This is a genomic window from Arthrobacter sp. TJ-266 (assembly GCF_058269115.1).
Genome location: NZ_JBZCNC010000004.1, coordinates 513930 through 534297 on the forward strand (window position 1 = coordinate 513930; position 20368 = coordinate 534297).

Below are 20368 nucleotides of genomic sequence, written 5' to 3' on the forward strand. Positions count from 1 at the left end.
ACGACAGGGACCCCCGCCGTCCGACACCGGTTCGGTGACGATCGGCAGGGGTCCCGGGGAACGCTGCTGGATGTGACTACTTCTTCAGCAGGCCCTTCTTGACGTTCTCGGGGCGCTGCATCTCGCCCTGCTTCGCGCCCATCACGATGACGATGCCACTGATGAGGGGGAGCAGCCACTGCGTGGCCTTGAGCTGCGACTGCGCCTTCGCGAGCTCATCGCTCGCGCCGGGACGGGGTTCGGTCGCGCCCTCGCCACCCTGCTCGGCGAGTTCGCCGACCTTCTTGCCGAGGATGCCCGAGTAGAGCGAGAGGGCCATGCCCAGGACGGTCACGAGGGACTTCCACACCGTGTTGGAGCCGACGGAATCCTGGGCCGCGACGCGACCCTTGTTCGCTCCGATGAGGGCAACCCCGCCGAGGCCGTGAACGGCGAAGGCTGCGATCTGAACGGGGGTCCACTTGGCCCAGCCGAGCGCGGAGAGGCGCGTGCGCTCCTTGGGGTCCTTCGCCTTACCGGTGGCACCGTTCAGTCCGACAGCGCCCATCAAGGTGCCACCGAACCAGGCTGCAGCGCCGAGATCGTGCGCGGATCGTGCCAAAAGGTTTCCTGCCATGATGTAGAGCTCCTTAGACGTTGGTTCGACCTACCCTCTACATCTATCAGCCTGCTTAGGATTACGCTATTGCCAATCCCGGCATGACGTCCGGTTGTGAACATGTCCGTGCAAGTGCTACGAAAGGTCCGCCACCATGACCGACCACTCAGAGGATCTCGACGACGTCTGGCCGAAGTGGAAGGAGTCCGTGAACATGAGCGCCTCCCAGCTGGAGACGTGGCTCGACACCGAGGAATCCAAGGCCGTCGGCTACAAGGAATCGGGCGAGGGCGAATCGGTGGGCCACAAGTCCGGCAGACGCATCATCGTGATCCTGAACACCAAGCGGGACGACCTCACGGACGACGACGTCAAGCACATGCACACGGTGGTCGGGTACGTGCACCGGCATCTCGCCCAGAAGCCGACCAAGGAGGACATCGAGTCCTCGAAGTGGCGCTACTCGCTCATGAACTGGGGCCACGACCCCCTGAAGTGATCCGCTTGAGGATGGTTCGCTGGAGCGAGCCCCCCTGAACGCAGGACGGGGCCCCGCTGATGCGGAGCCCCGTTCGGCGTTCTCAGCGCCGGATCGGCTACTTCTTCGAGAGCGCGCTCTCCTTGTGGGCAGCCTGCTTGCCCGACTTCGAACTCTCGACCGTGTAGTACGGCTCGTCCTTCGACGCCTTGAACTTCTGGTCGTCGAACGTGAACTCCTTGTCGTGCTTCTCCACGACCTTGCCCTCGGTCTCGCCCTGCGACGTGTTCCAGGTGACCTTGTCGCCCTTCTTGAATGTCATGGTGATCCTTCCTCGGGTCCGCGGTTCGAACAGTGCTTTACGACCCTGCCACTCCCCGGCTGAAAAAGGAAGCCTACTGATCAAGATGGGTCGGGGCGAACAACCGCATGAGCGTCTCCACGACGACGACGTTCGGCCCCTCCCCCGCGAGGCTCTCCCGGAGCGCTGCGCCGACGTCCTCGGGCGCCACCCGCCGTGCGGGTACGCCGAAGGACTCGGCGAGCGCCACGAAGTCGGGCCTCGCGAGTTCCGTCGCCGTCGCCTTGCCGAAGGCCCCCTCCATGTACTCGCGGAGGATGCCGTAGCCGCCGTCGTCGACGATCAGCCAGGTTACCGGGAGATCGTGCTGCCGCGCCGTGGCGAGTTCCGCGATGGAGTACATCGCCGAGCCGTCGCCCGAGACCGCGAGTACGCGGTCCGGCAGGCCGTGGGAGGCGAGGCCCACCGATCCGCCGATGGCCCCGGGGAAACCGAAGCCGAGCCCGCCGGCGCCCTGTGCGGAGTGGAACTGGCCCTCGCGCGCATCCCAGCAACTCCACGCCCAGTAGGCGGAGATGGTCATGTCCCAGAAGGTCTGCATGCCTGCGGGGACCGCCTCACGGAGGTCCCGCATGAAGGCGAGCTCCTTGCCGAGGTCCTGGCCTTCCAGCCGCGCCGCGACCTTCGCGAGAGTCTCCGCGACCAGGGCGACGGCGTCGTACCCGGGCTCGCGATTCCGCGCCAGGGGTTGCAGCGCCTCGTCGAGGGCCGCGAGCGCCTGGCCCGCGTCCGCCCGGATGCCGAGGGCAGGCCGGTTCGACTCGAGCACGCGCGGTTCGGCGTCGATCTGGATGATCCGCCCGCGCGGCTCCATGGTGAAGTAGTTGGAGGTGACCTCGCCGAGGGAGGACCCGACGACCAGGAGCACGTCCGCGTCCTCGAGCACCTCGGTCACGTGACGGTCCTCCACCCACGACTGCAGGGACAGCTCGTGCGTCCAGGGGAACGCGCCGTTGCCGCCGGGTGAGCAGACCACGGGGGCGCCGAGCTTCTCGGCGAGGGAGAGCAGGGATGCCTCGGCGCGACCGCGGCGCGCACCGCCGCCCGCGACGATCGCCGGGCGCGTCGAAACCCTCAGCCAGGCGACGGCCTCACGCGTGAGCTCGATGCGCGGGGGGTTGTCGAACGGTTCGGCGAGGGCGTCCTCGACCTTGGGCACCATGACCGGGTCCAGCAGCACGTTCTGCGGCACCTCGACCCACACCGGACCCTGCGGGGAGGACACCGCTTCGGTCCAGGCGTCCTGAATGGCTGACGGGATGCCGGAGGCGTGCTGGATCAGGCGCTGGCTCTTGGTGACGTTGGCGGCGGAGGCCTTCTGGTCGTCGAGCTGGTGCAGCATGCCCTTGCGTCGGGCGCCGAGGCCCTCGAGCGGGATCTGGCTGGCGACGACGACCATCGGGACGCCCGTGGCGTACGCCTCCTGGAGACCGGCGAGCGAGGTGAGCGCGCCCGGGCCGGTGGAGAGGAACAGCACGCCGACGTCCCCGGTGGCCCGGGAGAAACCGTCCGCGGCGAAGGCCGAGTTGTTCTCCACGCGGGAGGAGACGAAGCGCAGGTCCGAGCGGGAGAGCGCGTCGAAGAGGCCGAGGGCGTGCTGGCCCGGGATGCCGAACACCGTCGTCGCGCCGAGGGCGGCGAGGGTCTCGATCACGAGGTCGCCGCCGTTCCGCTGGCCGGTCAGGGGTGCGGGCGGCGCGGATGCGGCGCCGTCGGTGATCTCCATCAGTGGTCCTCGGTGGTCGGAGCGGGCGTGGCGGATGCGGCGGGGGCCATGGTGTCGGCCATGAGCGTGACCAGATCGTAGGCGACGTGCGAGGCGGCAACACCGGTGATCTCGGCGTGGTCGTAGGCGGGGGCCACCTCGACGACGTCGGCGCCGACGAGGTTCAGGCCGCGCAGACCGCGCAGGATCTCCAGCAGCTCGCGGCTGGTGATACCGCCGGCCTCGGGCGTTCCCGTGCCGGGTGCGTGCGCGGGGTCGAGCACGTCGATGTCCACGGACACGTAGAGCGGACGGTTCCCGATGCGCGCGCGGAGCTGGTCGACGATCTCGTCGACGCCCTTGCGGTACACGTCGGAGGAGGTGACGATGCCGAAGCCGAACCTGCGGTCGTCCTCGAGATCGCGGACCCCGTAGAGCGGCCCGCGCGTCCCGACGTGCGAGATGGCCTCGGTGTCGAGGATGCCCTCCTCCACGGCGCGACGGAAGGGTGTTCCGTGCGTGTACTCGGCGCCGAAGTAGGTGTCCCAGGTGTCGAGGTGCGCGTCGAAGTGCAGCATGGCCACTGGGGAACCCGCGCGCTCCGCCGCGGCCCGGAGGAGCGGCAGGGCGATGGTGTGGTCCCCGCCGAGCGTGACGAGCCGCGCGCCGTCGGCCATGAGGTCCAGGGCGTTCTGCTGCACGGTCTCGATGGCTTCGCCGATGTTGAACGGGTTCACCGCCATGTCACCCGCGTCAGCCACCTGCACACGCTCGAAGGGCGAGACGTCGAGGGCCGGGTTGTAGGGGCGCAGCAGGCGCGAGGCCTCCCGGATGTGGTTGGCGCCGAAGCGGGCGCCCGGCCGGTAGGACACCCCGGAGTCGAACGGGACACCGACGACCGCGATGTCCGCGCGGTCCACCTGGTCGAGCCGGGGCAGCCTTGCGAAGGTGGCCGCTCCCGCATAGCGCGGGATGCGGGCGGAGTCGACGGGCCCGAGATGGCCGCCTCCCGTGACGCGCAGTTCTTCCATGGCCGTGGCTCCCTCCGGGACCGCGCCCTCGCGGTTGCCCTATATGCATCAAATGTTTTGCATCAGGCTATGCGGGGCGTCCCGAGGGGTCAACCATTGACGGTGAACGAACACAGCATGTCGCGCAGGGCTGCATAGTCCTCGGTCCCGAGCCAGGCCGTTGCGTCCGCCGGGTCCGCGAAGCGGGTCTCGTCGAACGTGGCGGTGAAGGAGACCTGACCGTTGGTGCCGACCGAGATGAGCGGGAAGAACTGGCTGTACGTGCCGTCCGCCGGTAGCGCCCCCTGGTGCAGACGCGCGTTGTACTCGAGGCCACCGGTCGCGTAGTCCGGGTAGTAGTCGAAGACGAATGTGATCTCCGCCGGCCCCGCCTCCACCTGGGCCGAGAGAGCCGGCAGCTCCTCGCTGTCGAGCAGCACATGACCGGGATGCGGGACGGCTGCTCCATCGCCGGGAATCCCTCCCTGGAACAGCGCGAGTTCCGTGCCGGCCGCATCCCGGATGGAGTACGCGGTGCGGCTGATCGGAACCCCGTAGTCGGGGGCGTCGTTCGGTGGCACCGGCATCGCCGTCCAGGCGGCCGGCATGACGAAGGAGTACGGGCCGTCCGAAGTCGTGAAGAGCGAGGTCGCAGGATCGATCAGGGAGGGTCCCACGGGCGGTGCCGTGACGGGACCTGGTGTCGCCGCAGCGGACGCAGACGGCGTGGCAGCGGCGGGGGTCGGTGTGGGCTGCGATGTGGGCTGCGATGTGACGCTCGGCGTGGTGCTCGGCGTGGTGGAGGCCGCCGTCACCGGTTCCTCGGTAGCCCTGCCTGCGTCCGTCGAGTCGGCGCCACAGGCAGACAGTGCGAGGACTGCTGCAAAGGCAAGGCAGGTGAGATCGACGTTCCTCACGGATGATCCCCCAGCGGATGCATGATGGCGCTCGCCGATCGCTGCGCGCCGCTGGTTTCACCCTAGATCCGGCTCCCTCCCGACCCGGTGCGCGGCGATCACGCTTCGGCACCAGTTGCGGTCGGGATCGCGCGGAACAGGATCGTAAAGGAAGTGTTAAGACGCCGTCCGCGCAGAACCGGCGGACCTACCGTTGATCGGTGTCCTCCTCCGTCCGTACGCCGTCCCGTCCGCAGGCCCCCTCCCCCCGCACCCACCGGGTCCAGCGCTGGCTCCTGAACGAGGAGAGCCAGCCGACGTCGCACCAGCCGGAGCCGGAGAGGACCCAGTCCTGGTGGCGCGTCATGTGCCTCACGGGTGTGGACTACTTCTCCACCCTCGGCTATCAGCCCGCCATCGCCGCTGCGGCCGCGGGCGTACTCTCGCCGCTGGCAACCCTGATCCTCGTGGCCGTGACCCTGTTCGGCGCGCTCCCCGTATACAAGCGCGTCGCCTCCGAGAGCCCTCGCGGTGAGGGCTCCATCGCCATGCTGGAGAAGCTGCTGCCCAAGTGGCGCGGCAAGATCTTCGTGCTCGTGCTCCTCGGGTTCGCGGCCACGAGCTTCCTCATCACCATGACGCTCTCCGCCGCGGACGCCACGGCGCACCTCGTCGAGAATCCCTTCGCCCCGGGCTGGCTGCACGGACAGGAAGTCCTCATCACCGTCGTCTTCCTCGCCCTGCTCGCGGCGGTGTTCCTCCGCGGTTTCCGTGAGGCGATCGGCATCGCCGTCGTGATCGTCGCCGTGTTCCTCGTCCTGAACCTCGTGGTGGTCGTGGTCGCCGTCGCGCAGATCGTCGCGCAGGACGGCCTCGTGACGAACTGGTGGACGGCACTGACCACCCAGCACGGCAACCCGCTGGTCATGGTGGGCCTCGCGATCCTCATTTTCCCCCGCCTCGCCCTGGGGCTCTCCGGCTTCGAGACCGGAGTGGTGGTCATGCCGCAGATCGACGGCAAGCCCGGTGACACGGAGGAGAACCCCGCCGGTCGGATCGCCGGGGCGCGCAAGCTCCTGACCTCCGCCGCACTGATCATGAGCGGCTTCCTCATCTCCTCCAGCTTCGTGACCACACTGCTCATCCCGGCCGAGCAGTTCGAGGAGGGCGGCGAGGCCAACGGTCGCGCCCTCGCGTACCTCGCCCACCTCTACCTCGGCGACGGCTTCGGCACCGTGTACGACCTCTCGACCATCAGCATCCTCTGGTTCGCGGGCGCCTCGGCGATGACGGGGCTGCTGAACCTCGTACCGCGCTACCTCCCCCGCTACGGCATGGCGCCCGCGTGGGCCAAGGCCGTGCGTCCCCTCGTGCTGGTGATCACGCTCATCGCCGTCGTCGTCACGTTCTTCTTCAAAGCCGACGTCGACGCCCAGGGTGGCGCCTACGCCACCGGCGTCCTCGCGCTCATCACCTCGGCCTCCGTGGCCGTCACGCTCTCGGCGCGGCGGAAGGGCCAGCGGGGCCGCACGATCGGCTTCGGCATCGCCACGGCCGTCTTCGTGCTGACCACTGTCGTCAACATGGTCGAGCGACCGGACGGGCTGAAGATCGCCTCGTTCTTCATCCTCGGCATCATCGTCGTCTCGTTCGTCTCCCGCTCACGCCGCGCGTTCGAGCTGCGCGCCACGAGCATCCGCCTCGACGAGAAGGCACTCAGCTTCGTGAGCTCCCAGGACGACGGCGACATCCTCCTGATCGCGCACGAGCCCAAGCGCCTCAGCGGTTCGGCCTACCGCCACAAGCACCAGCACGCCTGCGCCGTCTCGCACATCCCGAACGGGGCCACGCCCCTGTTCATCGAGGTGACGGTGGACGACTCCTCGGACTTCGAGACCGAGCTCAGCGTGCGCGGCGTGGTGCGGCACGGGTACCGCATCCTCGAGGTGCACTCCTCCAACGTGCCGAACACCATCGCCGCCGTGATGCTCCACATCCGGGACGTCACGGGCCTCATGCCGCACGTCTACTTCCGCTGGACGGAGGGCGATCCCGTGGCGAACCTCTTCAAGTTCCTCTTCACAGGCGAGGGGGAGATCGCTCCGGTCACCCGCGAGGTGCTGCGGGCCGCCGAGCCGGATGTCACCAAGCGCCCCTGGGTGCACGTGGGCTGACCGCCCTTCAGCCGGAGGCGGCGGGGACGAGCGTCCAGAGGACCACGGCGCGCTCGCCTCCCGGGTTCAGCCAGGTATGGGGTTCCCGGCCGGGGAACGTCACGGTGTCCCCTGCGGCCAACTCGTAGCGGTCGTTCGAGAACACGAGCACGAAACGGCCCTCGATGACGTGCAGCGTCTCCACCTCGCAGTCCACCGAGTAGAGCTCGTCCTCGCCGCGGCCATGGGGTTCGACGACGGCGCGGATCATCTGCAGGCGCCGTTCCGACCGCGCGGTCACGAGTCGCTCGTTGATGCCCTCGCCACCGAGGTTGATCCTCGGGGCGTCGGCCAGCCGCGTCACATGGGTCTCCGGCACCAGGAAGAGGTCGCCGATCGTGATGGACAGCACCTGGCAGAGGGTCACGAGGGACGCCACGGACGGCGACGTCAGGTCCCGCTCCACCCTGCTGAGGAAGCCCTTCGTCAGCCCCGTCGCGTCCGCCACCTGCTCGATGGTCATGCGCTGGGTCTGCCGCGCCGTCCGGATGCGCGACCCGATGGCCACCGGCGCATTGCTGGGCTCGACGGGCAGGGCCTTCATGCGTGTCCTCCTCCCGTGGCCGGTCGAGCGCCGCCACGAGCTGCGAACGCGTCTGTCACGGGCTCGTCACACGAGCTTGCCATGATTGACCCATGCAGACACTCAACATCGCCATCGTGGTCGCCTATCTCGTCGCGATGCTCGGCTTCGGATGGTGGGGGAAGTCCCGGACACGCAACACCAGTGACTACCTCGTCGCAGGACGGCGGCTCGGGCCCCTCCTGTACACCGGCACCATGGCCGCCGTCGTGCTCGGCGGTGCGTCCACGGTGGGCGGCGTGGGCCTCGGGTACCAGTACGGCATCTCCGGCATGTGGCTCGTCGTGGCGATCGGTACGGGCGTGCTCCTGCTCAGCCTGCTCTTCGCCCCCACCATCCAGAAGCTGAAGATCTACACGGTCTCCCAGATGCTGTCCCTCCGCTACGGCCACGGGGCCACGCGCATATCGGGCATCGTGATGCTGGCCTACACGCTGATGCTCTGCGCCACGTCCACCGGCGCCTACGCCACCGTCTTCGTGGTGCTCTTCGGCTGGGACCGCGCGCTGTCCATCGCCGTCGGCGGCGGGATCGTGCTCATCTACTCGACCGTCGGCGGGATGTGGTCCATCACGCTGGCCGACATGGCGCAGTTCGTCATCAAGACCATCGGCGTCTTCGCCCTCATGCTGCCGTTCTCCCTCGCCGCCGCCGGCGGGTTCGAGGGCATCCGCGAGCGGGCGGGGGCCGAGTTCTTCAGCATCGACGGCATCGGAGTGCAGAGCATCATCACCTTCTTCGTCGTCTACACACTGGGCCTGCTGATCGGCCAGGACATCTGGCAGCGCGTGTTCACGTCGAGGACGCCGGACATCGCGCGCTGGGGCGGCGCCACCGCAGGGACCTACTGCATCCTCTACGGTGTGGCCGGCGCGGTGATCGGAATGAGTGCGAGCGTCATCCTCCCCGCCGTCGAGGTGCGCGACGACGTCTACGCGGACGTGGCGCTGAACGTCCTGCCCATCGGCATCGGCGGGCTGGTCCTCGCGGCGGCCGTGGCCGCCATGATGTCCACCGCCTCCGGCGCCCTCATCGCGGCGGCGACGGTGGCGCGGACCGACGTCGTGCCCTTCGTGCGGAGTTGGTTCGGCTCACGTGACGCCGCACCGGCGGCGGAGGAACGCACGACGGCCGACCACGACGTGGCGTCGAGCCGCTGGTGGGTCCTGGGACTCGGGGTGGTCACCATCGCGCTGGCCATCCTGGTGCAGGACGTCGTCGCCGCGCTCACCATCGCGTACGACATCCTGGTGGGCGGGCTCCTCGTCGCGATCCTCGGCGGGCTCGTGTGGCGCCGGGGGAACGGGATCGGCGCCGGCGCGTCCATGGCGGCCGGGACGGTCGTGACGCTCGGCGTGATGGCCTACCTGGAAATCACCCTGGCGGAACCGTTCGCCGGTGTCTACGCGAACGAGCCCATCTACTACGGGCTCGCGGCCTCGCTCGTCGTGTACGTGGCGGTGTCCTTCGCGACCCCCGCGACGGACGCTGGGGTCATGAGGGCGTGGGACCGGCGCGTGGCGGGCGAGCTCCCCGAGGACGCCGCGGTCGAGGGTGCCCACTGACCACGCGTGGCAGCGAGCTAGGGTGAAGCATGCACCTCACCCGTGACCCTCGTCGATCTCCTGCCCGGCAGGTCGCCCTGGTCCTGGTGATCGGAGGACTGACCGCCGCACTGTGGTACGGCTGGTTCGCGTGGGACACCGAGTACCAGACCAATGCTGACGGCCGACTGTCCGGCCCCTATGAGGTATGGCAGGGCGTCGGGGCGTTCCTGTGCAGCATCGTCGTCTTCTGGTTCGCGCACCGACTCCTCCGGTTCGTCGTCGCCCTCCTCGCGATGTCTGCCTGTTTCACGCTCGCGTGGATCACCACGGCGCTCACGGTCGACTCCTCCGGGTTGTGGGTCGTCGGGGCCGTCCTCGTCGGGGTCGGGTCCATTGCGGGCGCCGCCGTGATGCTCGGCCTCGCTGCCGCCATGGAAGCCGGCGCCCGCGGGACCCGCCGCTCCCCCGCCGCGCACGCCCGATGGACGGACAAGCCATGACCAGCGGGTCGATCAGTGAGGGAATGCTCGTCGAGGTGGGTGGGCGGTCGCGCTCCGAGCTCCACCGATTGCTGCGTGAGGCAGGCGTACACCTCAACGCCTACGCCGAGACCCTCCTCGCCCACCCCGCCTTCGATTCCCCCGTCAGCCGGACCCTGCAGATCGTCGAGCGGACCGTGACGGAACTCGGCCTCGAGGACGGCGGGGTGCAGTCCGAGGTCTTCGCGGCCGCCAGAAGTCTGGGCCTCGAACTGTGCCCTCTCGTGACCGGACCGTACCTCCGCCTGGCAATGATGGATCAGGTGGACGCACCGGACTCGGTCCTCTCGGCGGGTCGCAGCCCGGCCGGCGCCCTCCACGTCGCGTCCGAACCCGTCACCTCCGACGTCGAGTACCCCAAGGGGTTCTACCTCCGGGTCGTGGACGGACAGCCCTGGCTGCGCGGGTACCGGTGCGACGACACCTACGTGTCACCGCCGGACCAGCGGCTCGCGTTCGTCCTGCCCGACGACAGACGGTCCACCCGGTCGTGAGTTCCTCCCCGGCACGCTTGCGCAGCCCTGCCCGGGTCACTCCGTGAATCATCGCGACGAGTGGTGGGACGTCCTCGACGACCAGGGGAGGCCGACCGGCCGGACCTTCCGCCGGGGATCGGAGGGCTGGCCGGAGGGGTGCTTCCACCTGGTGGTCGCCGTGTGCGTGCAGCGCGAGGACGGAGCCGTCCTCCTGACTCGGCGTGCAGCGGACAGGGAGTTCGCCTTCGGGTGGGAGTTCCCCGGCGGGAGCGCACTCGCGGGGGAGACGAGCCGTGCCGCGGCATCGCGGGAGCTGCTCGAGGAAGCGGGCCTCGACGTGGCGCCCGCCGCACTGCAGTTCGTCGGCCGCTACCAGGAGACCGCAGCGCTCCTCGACCTGTACGTGGCACGCGTCGGGGAGCCGACCGCGCTACGGCTGCAGCGGAGCGAGGTGGCGTGTGCCGCCTGGCTCGCTCCGGAGGAGGTCGTCGGGCCGCTCCGAACGCGCAGGATGGCCGACCCCTGGACCGCCCGCCTGGCCGCCCTGTGGCCTTCCACGCTCCGCATCCTGGACTCCGACCGCCGACCTGACGACCAGACGACGACGCCAACGCCTACGCCGCCCCGATGATCGGATGCCGGTGACGAATCGGCGTCGGTGTGGGAGACCGGCCAGCCGGCTCTGGTCTCCGTGCGGCGGTGCGCGTAGGTTCGTTCGAGGCGACCCATACGGTCGCCGCCGCACATCCACAGCACGCGAAGGGATCTCATGCGCAGCAAGGGCACAGCTCAGCCAGGACTCGTCCTCAGCGTCGCGGGAGGGATCGTCCTCGTCGTCGCCGCCGTCCTCGTGGTGATGGGGATCGATGCCCTCAACGCCGTCACCTACAGGGCCACCGGCGAATCCCCCGACGGTGCGTACCTGCTCATCGGAGCCGGTGCTGCCGCGCTGCTCGCAGGTGGCGCCTCCCTCGCCGTCGGCCGCCGTCGTCACGCCGCCCACATGGACCGCCCCCGCACCTACGCCGATCAGCACGAGGACCACACGCTCACCGCGGAGGATCGCACCGGCAACCCGCACGACACGAAGGCCCGCGAGTACCCGATCGGCTACGGGGGCTGACCCGTCGGCGATCCCGCGGCCGCACGTCGGCTGGCGACGTCACGGGTGGACGAGGCGCGGAGGCTGAGCGCCGTCCTCGACGGGCTCGACGACGCCGCCGTCCGCTCTCTTGTGGACGGCGCCTCACCGCTGGGCACGGGTATCGGCGGCTCGACGGCCACGGTCCTGCTCGACGGCGCCCCCGCCTTCGTGAAACTCATCCCCCTCCCCGCCGCCGAGGTCGCGGATCCCACCGCCACATCGAGCCATCTCGGGCTCCCCTTCGCGTCGCACTACGGGATCAGCAGCCTCTCGCACGGCGCCGGGCGTGAACTGGCCTGTCATCGCGCGACGTCGGGCTGGGTGGAGGACGGCCTCGTCGATGCCTTCCCGCTGCTTCTCGGGTGGCGCGTACTGGAGCGCCCCTGCGCGGTGGATCTCAGCGAGTTCGAGGGCGATGCCCCACGGCGCCGCTGGGGACGTCGGTGGCCGCAGGTCCGGGAACGGCTCACCGCGCTGACGGCGGCCACCTCCTGCCTGGTGATCGTCCTCGAATACGTTCCCGAGACGCTGGGCGCCCGGATCCACAGGAGCCTGGCCGACGGCACCGGCGCGGACGTCTTCCCGGACGCGGTGCGCCAACTGCTCGCGGCCACGGCGTGGATGAGCAGCAACGGCCTCCAGCACTTCGACGTCCATCCGGGCAACATCCTCGTCCGGGAGGGCCGCCTCCTCCTCACGGACTTCGGCCTGGCACTCCAGGGCGACGCCGATCTCACCGAAGCGGAGCAGGCGGGCCTGCCCCTGCACGTCGGCTTCGACCGCGACACCGCCCTGATGCACCTGTTCCACTGGACGCTGTTCGACCTCGGCCACACCTCCCGCGGTGAACGGCTGGAGGTGTTGTGTGCCGTCGCCGCCGATCCTGCCTCACCGGCGCTGGTCCCCCTGCGGGCGGCCCTCGGCGACGGCGCGGACCTGATCGCGCAGCACGCGGAGGTCGCCGTGAGGATGACCGGGATGGTCGACGTCCTCCTCGACGACGCGTTCGGCACCGACTACCCGCACAGCTGACAGGACCGGCCCCGACGCTTGTCGGAACCGGTCCTGTCGATCACGTGATTCCTCCCTCGGGGTCAGCGGCCGGCGGCCGAGGAGCCTCCCCTGCTGTCCTTCGACGTGCGCCCGCCGTCCTTCGCGCCCTCGGGGGTACCTGCCGGGCGCGTGACGTTCTCGGGACCCTTGCCGTCGTCGTCCCGTCCGCGCACCCGCCGCCCCTGCGTCCCGGGGCGCTCCTTCGCCTCGTCGACAGCGACGGCGGCGTCCGCCTTCTTCTCCTCGTGCTGCTCCTTCGGGGTGGAGCTGAGCCCGTGGCCGGTCTCGTCGAGCGCGGTCTGCTTCTCGGCATCGGCGATCTCCTCGCCGGTGATGGCGTCGTCGCTCTCCTTGTTCCAGGCCTTGATGGCCGCCCAGGTCACGGCGGCGACCGGGACGGAGAGAATGGCGCCGATGATGCCCGCGAGGATGGTGCCCGCGGTCAAGGCGACCAGGATCACGAGGGCGTGCACCTGCAGCGTGCGGCCCATGACCACCGGCTGCAGGAAGTTGCCCTCGAGCTGGTTCACGACGATGACCACCACGATCACTGCGAGCGCCACGCCCGGCCCGTTCGCCACGAGTGCGATCAGGGCGGCGAGGACGCCGGCGAGCGTCGCGCCGACCAGTGGGATGAACGCACCGATGAACACGATCGCGGCCAGCGGCAGGGCGAGCGGCACACCGAGGACGAGCAGGGCGATACCGATGAACACGGAGTCCACGAGCGCCACGATCGCCGTCCCGCGGACGTAGCCACCGAGGACCGCCATGCTGCTGTAGCCCACGCGGCGTGCCTTCACGAGGCGCTTGCCCTTGAAGGCACGGAGCACGAACGCCCAGAGCTTCTCGCCGTCCTTCAGGAAGAAGAACAGGATGACGACCATGAGCAGCGCGCCGGCGGAGAAGTTGCCCGCGGCGCTCAGCCCGGAGATGGCACCCGCCCCGGCGGTGCTCGAGGTCGCGAAATCCACCGCCGCGTCCCGTGCCTGCTGGATCTGCGCGTCGTCGATGGGGATGGGCCCGTTCTGCGCGAACGCGTACAACTGGTCGAAGCCCTCGGTGGCCGAGGTGACCAGCTCACCGGCCTGACCCACCACGGCGAAGACGATGCCCGTGATCAGGCCACCGAAGACGACGAGGAGCAGGAGGAACGCCGCCGTGGTGGCCGTCGTGGCGCCCCATCCCTTCCTGCGGAGCAGGTTCACGAACGGGCCGATCGCCGCCGCGAGGATCAGCGCCAGCAGCATGGGGATCACCACGAGCCGGACCTGGATCAGCGCGTAGACGGACACCACGGCGAGGATCAGCAGCAGGAGCAGCTGCGCGGCCCGGATGCTGGCGTTCCCGAGGCTGTCACCCCAGGGGCCCCTCCGGACGGGAGAGCTGTGCTCCGTGAGTGGGGAGGACGTCATGGACTGTCACCTGTTCCTTCGGCCCGCGGGCCATCGTTGAGCAATCGTGTGCGCACCTCGCGGCGGAGGACCTTGCCGATCTGCGAGCGCGGCAGGTCCTCCACCTCGACGACGGTGCGCGGAACCTTGTAGGCCGCGAGTGCCTCACGGCAGTACGCCCGGAGGGCATCGACGTCGAGCCGGGCCCTCGGGGCCAGCACGACGGCGGCGGTCACGTCCTCGCCCCCACCCTCCCGCGGGAGGCCGACGACCGCGGCGTCGGCCACGCTCGGGTGGGCCCGGAGCGCGTCCTCGACCTCCGAGGGCGCCACGTTGAATCCGCCCGTGATGATGAGTTCCTTGATGCGGTCGACGATCGTGATGAAGCAGTCGGCGTCCACCCGCACGATGTCCCCGGTGCGGAACCATCCGCCGTCGAGCAGGACGGCCCGCGTCTCGTCCGGTTTCCGCCAGTACCCCTGGAACACCTGCGGACCGCGGATGAGCAGCTCGCCCGCTTCTCCGGCGGGGCGATCCTGCGCGGGATCCTCGGGGTTGACGACGCGCACGTCCGTCCCGGGGAACGGGACACCCACGGTGCCTGGTTTCCGGGACGGGCCGATGGGATTCCCCGCGGCGACCGGCGACGTCTCGGTGAGGCCGTACCCCTCGATCAGGTAACCGCCGGTCGCGGCTTCCCACGTGCGCACGGTCTCCTCCGGCAGGTTCATGGCGCCGGAGATCGCGAACCGGATGCTCGTCAGGCTCACTCCGCGCTCGGCGGCCCTCGCGGCGAGTCGCTGGTAGATCGGCGGGACGGCCGGAAGGAAGGTGGGCGGGCTCTCGGCGACGGCGTCGAGCACGAGGTCGGCGTCGAACTTCGGGAACAGCACGAGCTTGGCGCCGATGCTGAGCGCGAAGGTCAGGCACAGCGTGAGTCCGTACGCGTGGAACATGGGGAGCACCGCGTACACCGTCTCGCGTCCGGCTTCGAGGCCCGGGACCCACGCCCTGCCCTGCGCCGCGTTGGCGAGGAGGTTCCGGTGCGTGAGGATAGCTCCCTTGGGCACGCCGGTGGTGCCGCTCGTGTACTGCAGGGCCGCGGTGTCCCCGGCGGCCGGTCTGGGGTGCGCGGCGGGCAGCCTGCGGTGGCGGACGAGCTCACGCCACGGGACGAGCGTGCGGGGTCCGGTCAGCGTCTCCGTGGTGGTGAGCGCCTTCCGCGCGGCCCGCGCTCGGGGCACGGGCAGGGCCAGCGCGAGCCGTCGGGACGCAGGCATGGCGCGGGTGAGGTCCACGGACACGATCCCGCGGACCGGGATGTCCGCCGGGAGCTGCTGGACACGCGGCACCACGCGGTCCCACGCGATCGCCACCGTTGCCCCGTGGTCCTCGAACTGGTGCCGCAGCTCGCGGTCCGTGTACAGCGGGTTGTGCTCGACCACGATGGCGCCGAGCCGCAGCACCGCATGGAAGGCGACGATGTGCTGCGGGCAGTTGGGCAGCACGATCGCCACGCGGTCCCCCGCCCCGACCCCGAGGTCGCGGAGACCCGCGGCTGCACGCGAGACGGCATCGCCTAGCTCCCGGTACGTCGTCGTCGCGCCGAAGAACTCGAGCGCGGCCTTCCTCCCGTAGGAGGCGACCGACGCGTCGAACAGATCGGTCAGGGTGCCCTCCGGGACCTCGAAGGAGCGCGGCACACCGGGCGCGTAGCGTGCGACCCACGGTCGGGCTGCGAGATCCATAAGCCTGCTTCCTGTTTTCTTCGACTGTAGCGCGGGTCGCCGGACCACGGTACCCGAGGACGTCGCCGTGCGGGCCGTGGACCGCCGGCCGACCCCGTGGGTCCTCGAGCCCGTGCGCCGGTCCTGCCGTCCGGCGGCGATGCTCGGCCATGTCTCGAGCACCGGGGCCGGCACTGCTGTCCGGTACCATGGACGCCGAAGGGGAGTAGCTCCGCGGCCGTACCAGGCGCGCGGCCTGTCGACATACTGGTGCCCGAGGCACCCGGCAGTCCACCGGTGACGCACCGGCGAGCGAGACCTTCGGCCGACACGACGCCCGTGTCCCCGGCCGGAGCCCCCCCGCTCCGAGCGGCGCGCACGGGCACCCACCCGACGGAGCCCCAGTGACACCCCCCGACCTGAACCCCTCACCCGACGACGTCCGCCGCTGGCGCCAGTACCTCGCCGACGAGCGCGCCGAGGCGGCGACCTACCGGGACCTCGCCCGGCGCCGGACGGGAGAGGAACGCGAGATCCTCCTCGGCCTCGCCGACGCCGAGAAGCGCCACGAGGCCCACTGGATCGGCCTGCTCGGCGACCGCGCCGGCAAGCCGCTGCAACCGTCCCTCCGGAACCGCTTCCTCGGAGCCCTCGCACGCCGCTTCGGGTCCGTCTTCGTGCTGGCACTTGCCCAGCGCGCCGAGGGCCGCTCGCCCTACGCCACCGACCCCGCCGCGACGAGCGCCATGGTCGCCGACGAGCAGATCCACGAGGAAGTGGTGCGGGGCCTCGCCACCCGGGGCCGCAACCGCCTCTCGGGGAACTTCCGCGCCGCGGTCTTCGGGGCCAACGACGGCCTCGTGAGCAACCTCGCCCTCATCATGGGCATCGGCGCCACCGGCGTGTCCACCTCGTTCATCCTCTTCAGCGGACTCGCCGGGCTGCTCGCGGGCGCCCTGTCCATGGGCGCGGGCGAGTACGTCTCGGTCCGGTCCCAGCGCGAACTGCTCTCCGCGACCCGGCCCACGCAGGTGACACTCACGGCGGCGAAGGAACTGGACATCGCGGCGAACGAGCTGGTGCTCGTGTACCGCGCCAGGGGCATGACGCCGGCCGCCGCCCAACACCGCGCCGAGGAGCGGCTGGGCCTGCACAGCTGCGACTGCGATCCCAGTTTCTCGCTCAACCCCGACGACGGGCCGACCCGTGACGACCACGAGGCGGTGGGCACCGGGCTCGGGGCGGCGGCCTCCAGCTTCTGCTTCTTCGCCTCCGGCGCCCTGATCCCCGTGCTGCCGTACCTCGTGGGCCTCGAGGGTGTGACCGCCGTCGTCGTCGCGTGCATCCTCGTGGGGCTCGCCCTGCTGGCCACGGGCGCCGTGGTGGGCCTGCTCTCGGGCGCCTCGCCGCTCCGCCTCGCGCTCCGTCAGCTCGCGATCGGCCTCGGCGCGGCGGGCGTCACCTACCTGCTCGGGCTGCTGTTCGGCACCACGGTCGGTTAGGCGCGGCGCTGCTGCAGCACGTGGTCCTCGAGTTTGGCGAGGGTGGCCTCGATGCTCGCGGGGTGCCTGCGCGTGAAACCGGCGAGCGTGAAGACCACGCGCCAGCGCACCGCGCGGCCGTCCCACTCCTCGCGGACCAGGGTGCTCTCGCCGCGCGGCTCGAGCGTGTACCGCCAGACGTGCGCGGAGAAGTGTCGCCAGGCGATCCGGCGGCCCTCCTCGAACTCGATCACGCGGTTGAGGATCTTGTAGGAACCGCCCATCTTCATGTCCATCCCGAACCGCGCTCCGAGGGAGAGGCGCTTGGGCCCGTTGGGCTGCTCCCCGCGCACGGTGCCCGAACCGTCGATCACGCTGTGCAGCGCGGGCGTCGCGAGCACCTCGAAGATCTCCTCCGCGGGGGCGGCGATGATCCGCTCGCGCGAGATGAGGTAGCGGGAACCGGTGCGGGGCGTCGTCGTCATACGCCCCATTCTGCCGCCCGCGCGGACCTGACCCGGACCTCACGCACGGCGCCGGAACGCGACGAAGGGCCCCCGCGCGGCGGGAGTCCTTCGTCAACCGGGGTGTCAGGGGCGGAGCAGCACCTTGATGGCACGCCGCTCGTCCATGGCCCTGTAGGCCTCCGCGGCCTCCTCGAGCGGCATGACGACGTCGAACACACGGCCGGGATCGATGGTGCCGTCCAGCACGTCCTTGAGCAGTTCGGGGATGTAGGTGTGCGCGGGCGCCATGCCGCCGCCCACCGTGATGTTCTTCGCGAACAGGACGCCGATCGGCAGCTCCGGGCCACCGGCGGGTACGCCCACGAAGCCGAGGTGACCGCCGGGCCGCGTGCTGCGTAGCGCCTGGTCCATGGACTCCTTGGTCCCCACGCACTCGAGCACGGAGTCGGCGAGGACTCCCCCGAGCAGCTCGCGGACCTTCGTCACGCCCTCGTCGCCGCGCTCCGCGACGATGTCCGTGGCCCCGAACTCCCGCGCGAGCGCCTGGCGGTCCTCGTGCCGGGACATCGCGATGATGCGCTTCGCACCCAGGCGCTTCGCGGCGAGCACTCCGCACAGGCCCACGGCGCCGTCCCCCACGACGACGACGGTGGTGCCGGGGCCCACCTGGGCCGACACAGCGGCGTGGTGTCCGGTGGACATGACGTCGGAGAGGGTCAGCAGGCTGGCCGTCAGGGCGTCGTCGGGCTCGGTGACGCCCTCGACCTTCCGCAGCGTGCCGTCCGCCTGCGGTACGCGAACCGCTTCACCCTGCCCGCCCTGCACGAAGTCGCCGTGCTCGTCGGTGCTCCCCCAGCCCGTGAGGTGGTCGCACGCGACCGTGACGCCGTTGCGGCACTGCGGGCACGTGCCGCAGCTGTCCACGAAGGGCGCGATCACGAAGTCGCCGACCGAGATGTCCCGCACGTCGTCTCCGACGGACTCCACCACGCCGACGAACTCGTGGCCGATGGCCTTCGGCTCCTTCGTGGGACGGACTCCGCGGTAGGGCCAGAGGTCCGAGCCGCAGACGCAGGACGCCGTCACGCGCACCACGGCGTCCGTGGGGCGGACGATGCTCGGGTAGTCACGGTCCTCGACGCGGATGTCTCCGGGGCCGTGGATGATGGTGGCGCGCATGGTTCCTCCTGGGTTCGGCTGTCTCCGGCAACCCTACAAGCCCCACACAGGGCGGGGCACGCCGTCGCGCGGCTCAGGGACGCGCGGTGGAGGCCTTGAAATCGTGCTCGAGCTGCTCCAGAGTGCGGCCCCTCGTCTCGGGGACGAACCTGCGGGCGAAGAGGATCGCGGCGACCCCGAGGACCACGAACACGAAGAAGGTGTTCGAGATGGTGATCGCGTCCATGAGGATCGGGAAACTGAGGCTGACGGCGAAGTTCACCATCCACAGCACGAACACCGCGGCTCCCATGCCGAGGCCGCGGAGGCGCATGGGGAAGATCTCCGAGAGCATGAGCCAGGTGACGGGCGAGATGGCGCCCTGCTGGAACGCCAGGAAGGTCACGGTGAGGGCCAGCACGAGGAACCCGCGCGTGGTGCCCTCGGGCACGAGCAGCGAGACGAGCCCGATGGCGAGCAGGGCCGACGTCGTCCCGATCTGCCCCACGAGCAGCATGGGCCGGCGCCCCACCCTCCCGAGCAGCCAGATGCCCACGAAGGTCGCGGCCACGGAGATCACGCCGTTCGCGATGTTGGCCGTGAGCGCGGCCTGCGTGCCGAATCCGGCGACCACGAGGATCTGCGTGCCGTAGTACATGATCGAGTTCACCCCGGTGATCTGCTGGATCACCGCGAGTCCGAGCCCGACCACGACGATGCGCCGCAGCCAGGGCTCCCGCAGGTCGCGGAAGCTCGCCCGATCCCGGGCGCGGTCCTCGAGGGCGAGGGTTTTCACCTCCTCGTACTCGATCCGCGCGGCAGCCGGCGGGCGGAGGCGCTGCAACACCCTCAGCGCCACCCCGAAGGCACCGTGCGCCGCGAGCCAGCGCGGGCTCTCCGGCACGAAGTACATCCCGATCCAGAGGCCGATCGCGGGGAGGGTCGCGAGGACCAGCATCCACCGCCAGATCCCGTGGCTGTCGCCGAACACGGTGCCGAGGAAGGCACTGGTGCTGAAGGCGATCAGCTGGCCCGTGACGATCATGAGTTCGTTGCGCGTGACCACCTGGCCACGCCGGGCGGCGGGCGAGAGTTCCGCGAGCAAGATGGGCACCATCACGGACGCTCCACCGACGGCGAGCCCGAGGACCAGCCGCGAAACCACCATGACGGTCACGTCCGGCGCGAGGGCCGTGCCGAGGGTCCCGACCAGGAACACCACCGCGAGCACGATGATCATCTTCTTGCGGCCGTAGGCGTCCGCGAGCCGCCCGCCCACGAGCGCCCCGAAGGCCGCGCCGAACACCAGCGAGCTGGCTACGAGCCCCTCGGTGAACGGGGTGAGGCGGAGATCGTCCACCATGAACGGGAGCGCCCCGTTGATCACCCCGGTGTCGAAGCCGAACAGCAGGCCGCCCAGGGTGGCCACCCAGGTGACGCGACGCAGGTACTTCCGCTGCTGCTCGCCGTCGGCCCCGGCCGTGTCGGCCTGCCCGTTCCGCTTCGCGCTGCTCATCGTCCGTGCATCTCCTGAGGTT

General features: G+C 70.3%; 20 protein-coding genes. 9 read left to right on the top strand and 11 right to left on the bottom strand.

Going from position 1 to position 20368, the window contains the following annotated elements:
- Positions 1 to 76 precede the first annotated feature (76 nt).
- Entirely contained in the window at positions 77 to 616 is a 540-nt protein-coding gene (locus AC4D12_RS14045; protein WP_490950551.1) for a hypothetical protein, read from the bottom strand.
- Between the two features lie 136 nt (positions 617 to 752).
- Between AC4D12_RS14045 and AC4D12_RS14050 the strand changes: the two genes are divergently transcribed.
- Positions 753 to 1097: a DUF3140 domain-containing protein gene (locus tag AC4D12_RS14050; protein WP_490950552.1), complete on the top strand. Its 345-nt coding sequence runs from the start codon at positions 753 to 755 to the stop codon at positions 1095 to 1097.
- Positions 1098 to 1194: 97 nt separating this feature from the next.
- Here AC4D12_RS14050 and AC4D12_RS14055 read toward each other — a convergent pair whose 3' ends face one another.
- The 4 genes from AC4D12_RS14055 to AC4D12_RS14070 form a co-directional block, all read right to left on the bottom strand.
- A complete protein-coding gene (locus AC4D12_RS14055; RefSeq protein ID WP_490950553.1) occupies positions 1195 to 1398 on the bottom strand; it encodes a hypervirulence associated TUDOR domain-containing protein in 204 nt (67 codons plus the stop codon).
- A 73-nt stretch (positions 1399 to 1471) separates the two neighbouring features.
- On the bottom strand, positions 1472 to 3163 hold the full coding sequence (locus AC4D12_RS14060) for a thiamine pyrophosphate-binding protein (RefSeq protein WP_490950554.1): 1692 nt from the start codon (positions 3161 to 3163) through the stop codon (positions 1472 to 1474).
- Positions 3163 to 4173 (bottom strand): agmatinase, encoded by a 1011-nt coding sequence (gene speB, locus AC4D12_RS14065; protein ID WP_490950555.1) that lies wholly within the window; start codon positions 4171 to 4173, stop codon positions 3163 to 3165. The genes AC4D12_RS14060 and speB overlap by 1 nt, the downstream gene beginning before the upstream one ends.
- Before the next feature lie 89 nt (positions 4174 to 4262).
- Positions 4263 to 5069: a hypothetical protein gene (locus tag AC4D12_RS14070; RefSeq protein WP_490950556.1), complete on the bottom strand. Its 807-nt coding sequence runs from the start codon at positions 5067 to 5069 to the stop codon at positions 4263 to 4265.
- 200 nt (positions 5070 to 5269) lie between these two features.
- On the opposite strand from AC4D12_RS14070, the gene AC4D12_RS14075 reads away from it, so the two are divergent.
- On the top strand, positions 5270 to 7222 hold the full coding sequence (locus AC4D12_RS14075; protein ID WP_490950557.1) for an amino acid permease: 1953 nt from the start codon (positions 5270 to 5272) through the stop codon (positions 7220 to 7222).
- Between the two features lie 7 nt (positions 7223 to 7229).
- On the opposite strand, the gene AC4D12_RS14080 is transcribed toward AC4D12_RS14075, so the two are convergent.
- Complete coding sequence (locus AC4D12_RS14080; RefSeq protein ID WP_490950558.1) at positions 7230 to 7805, bottom strand: cupin domain-containing protein; 576 nt, start codon at positions 7803 to 7805, stop codon at positions 7230 to 7232.
- 92 nt (positions 7806 to 7897) lie between these two features.
- Here AC4D12_RS14080 and AC4D12_RS14085 point away from each other — a divergent pair, with 92 nt between their 5' ends.
- The 6 genes from AC4D12_RS14085 (at position 7898) to AC4D12_RS14110 (ending at position 12582) form a co-directional block, all read left to right on the top strand.
- Positions 7898 to 9409, top strand: a complete 1512-nt coding sequence (locus tag AC4D12_RS14085) for a sodium:solute symporter family protein (protein ID WP_490950559.1) — start codon at positions 7898 to 7900, stop codon at positions 9407 to 9409.
- A 29-nt stretch (positions 9410 to 9438) separates the two neighbouring features.
- Positions 9439 to 9891, top strand: a complete 453-nt coding sequence (locus tag AC4D12_RS14090; RefSeq protein WP_490950560.1) for a hypothetical protein — start codon at positions 9439 to 9441, stop codon at positions 9889 to 9891.
- Positions 9888 to 10424: a hypothetical protein gene (locus AC4D12_RS14095; RefSeq protein ID WP_490950561.1), complete on the top strand. Its 537-nt coding sequence runs from the start codon at positions 9888 to 9890 to the stop codon at positions 10422 to 10424. The genes AC4D12_RS14090 and AC4D12_RS14095 overlap by 4 nt, the downstream gene beginning before the upstream one ends.
- Positions 10425 to 10467: 43 nt before the next feature.
- Complete coding sequence (locus AC4D12_RS14100) at positions 10468 to 11037, top strand: NUDIX hydrolase (protein WP_490950562.1); 570 nt, start codon at positions 10468 to 10470, stop codon at positions 11035 to 11037.
- Between the two features lie 138 nt (positions 11038 to 11175).
- The gene (locus AC4D12_RS14105; protein ID WP_490950563.1) at positions 11176 to 11529 is read left to right on the top strand and encodes an LPXTG cell wall anchor domain-containing protein; all 354 of its coding nucleotides are present in this window, start codon (positions 11176 to 11178) and stop codon (positions 11527 to 11529) included.
- 45 nt (positions 11530 to 11574) lie between these two features.
- Positions 11575 to 12582, top strand: a complete 1008-nt coding sequence (locus tag AC4D12_RS14110; protein WP_490950564.1) for a hypothetical protein — start codon at positions 11575 to 11577, stop codon at positions 12580 to 12582.
- A 62-nt stretch (positions 12583 to 12644) separates the two neighbouring features.
- Here the strand turns inward: AC4D12_RS14110 and AC4D12_RS14115 are convergent, their stop codons facing one another.
- Both AC4D12_RS14115 and AC4D12_RS14120 read right to left on the bottom strand, forming a co-directional pair.
- Positions 12645 to 14018 carry an AI-2E family transporter gene (locus AC4D12_RS14115; protein WP_490950565.1) on the bottom strand — a complete coding sequence of 458 codons (1374 nt, stop codon included), beginning with the start codon at positions 14016 to 14018 and terminating at the stop codon, positions 12645 to 12647.
- Positions 14015 to 15745 carry a long-chain-fatty-acid--CoA ligase gene (locus AC4D12_RS14120; RefSeq protein ID WP_490950566.1) on the bottom strand — a complete coding sequence of 577 codons (1731 nt, stop codon included), beginning with the start codon at positions 15743 to 15745 and terminating at the stop codon, positions 14015 to 14017. Before AC4D12_RS14120 ends, AC4D12_RS14115 begins: the two co-directional genes overlap by 4 nt.
- A gap of 383 nt (positions 15746 to 16128) precedes the next feature.
- Here AC4D12_RS14120 and AC4D12_RS14125 point away from each other — a divergent pair, with 383 nt between their 5' ends.
- Positions 16129 to 17226 (top strand): VIT1/CCC1 transporter family protein, encoded by a 1098-nt coding sequence (locus tag AC4D12_RS14125; protein WP_490950567.1) that lies wholly within the window; start codon positions 16129 to 16131, stop codon positions 17224 to 17226.
- On the opposite strand, the gene AC4D12_RS14130 is transcribed toward AC4D12_RS14125, so the two are convergent.
- The 3 genes from AC4D12_RS14130 to AC4D12_RS14140 form a co-directional block, all read right to left on the bottom strand.
- Positions 17223 to 17690, bottom strand: coding sequence for an SRPBCC family protein (locus AC4D12_RS14130; RefSeq protein WP_490950568.1), 468 nt, complete (start codon positions 17688 to 17690; stop codon positions 17223 to 17225). The genes AC4D12_RS14125 and AC4D12_RS14130 overlap by 4 nt on opposite strands.
- A gap of 105 nt (positions 17691 to 17795) precedes the next feature.
- Positions 17796 to 18851 (bottom strand): zinc-dependent alcohol dehydrogenase family protein, encoded by a 1056-nt coding sequence (locus AC4D12_RS14135; RefSeq protein WP_490950569.1) that lies wholly within the window; start codon positions 18849 to 18851, stop codon positions 17796 to 17798.
- Positions 18852 to 18924: 73 nt separating this feature from the next.
- Positions 18925 to 20346, bottom strand: a complete 1422-nt coding sequence (locus AC4D12_RS14140; protein WP_490950570.1) for a sugar porter family MFS transporter — start codon at positions 20344 to 20346, stop codon at positions 18925 to 18927.
- Positions 20347 to 20368 lie beyond the last annotated feature (22 nt).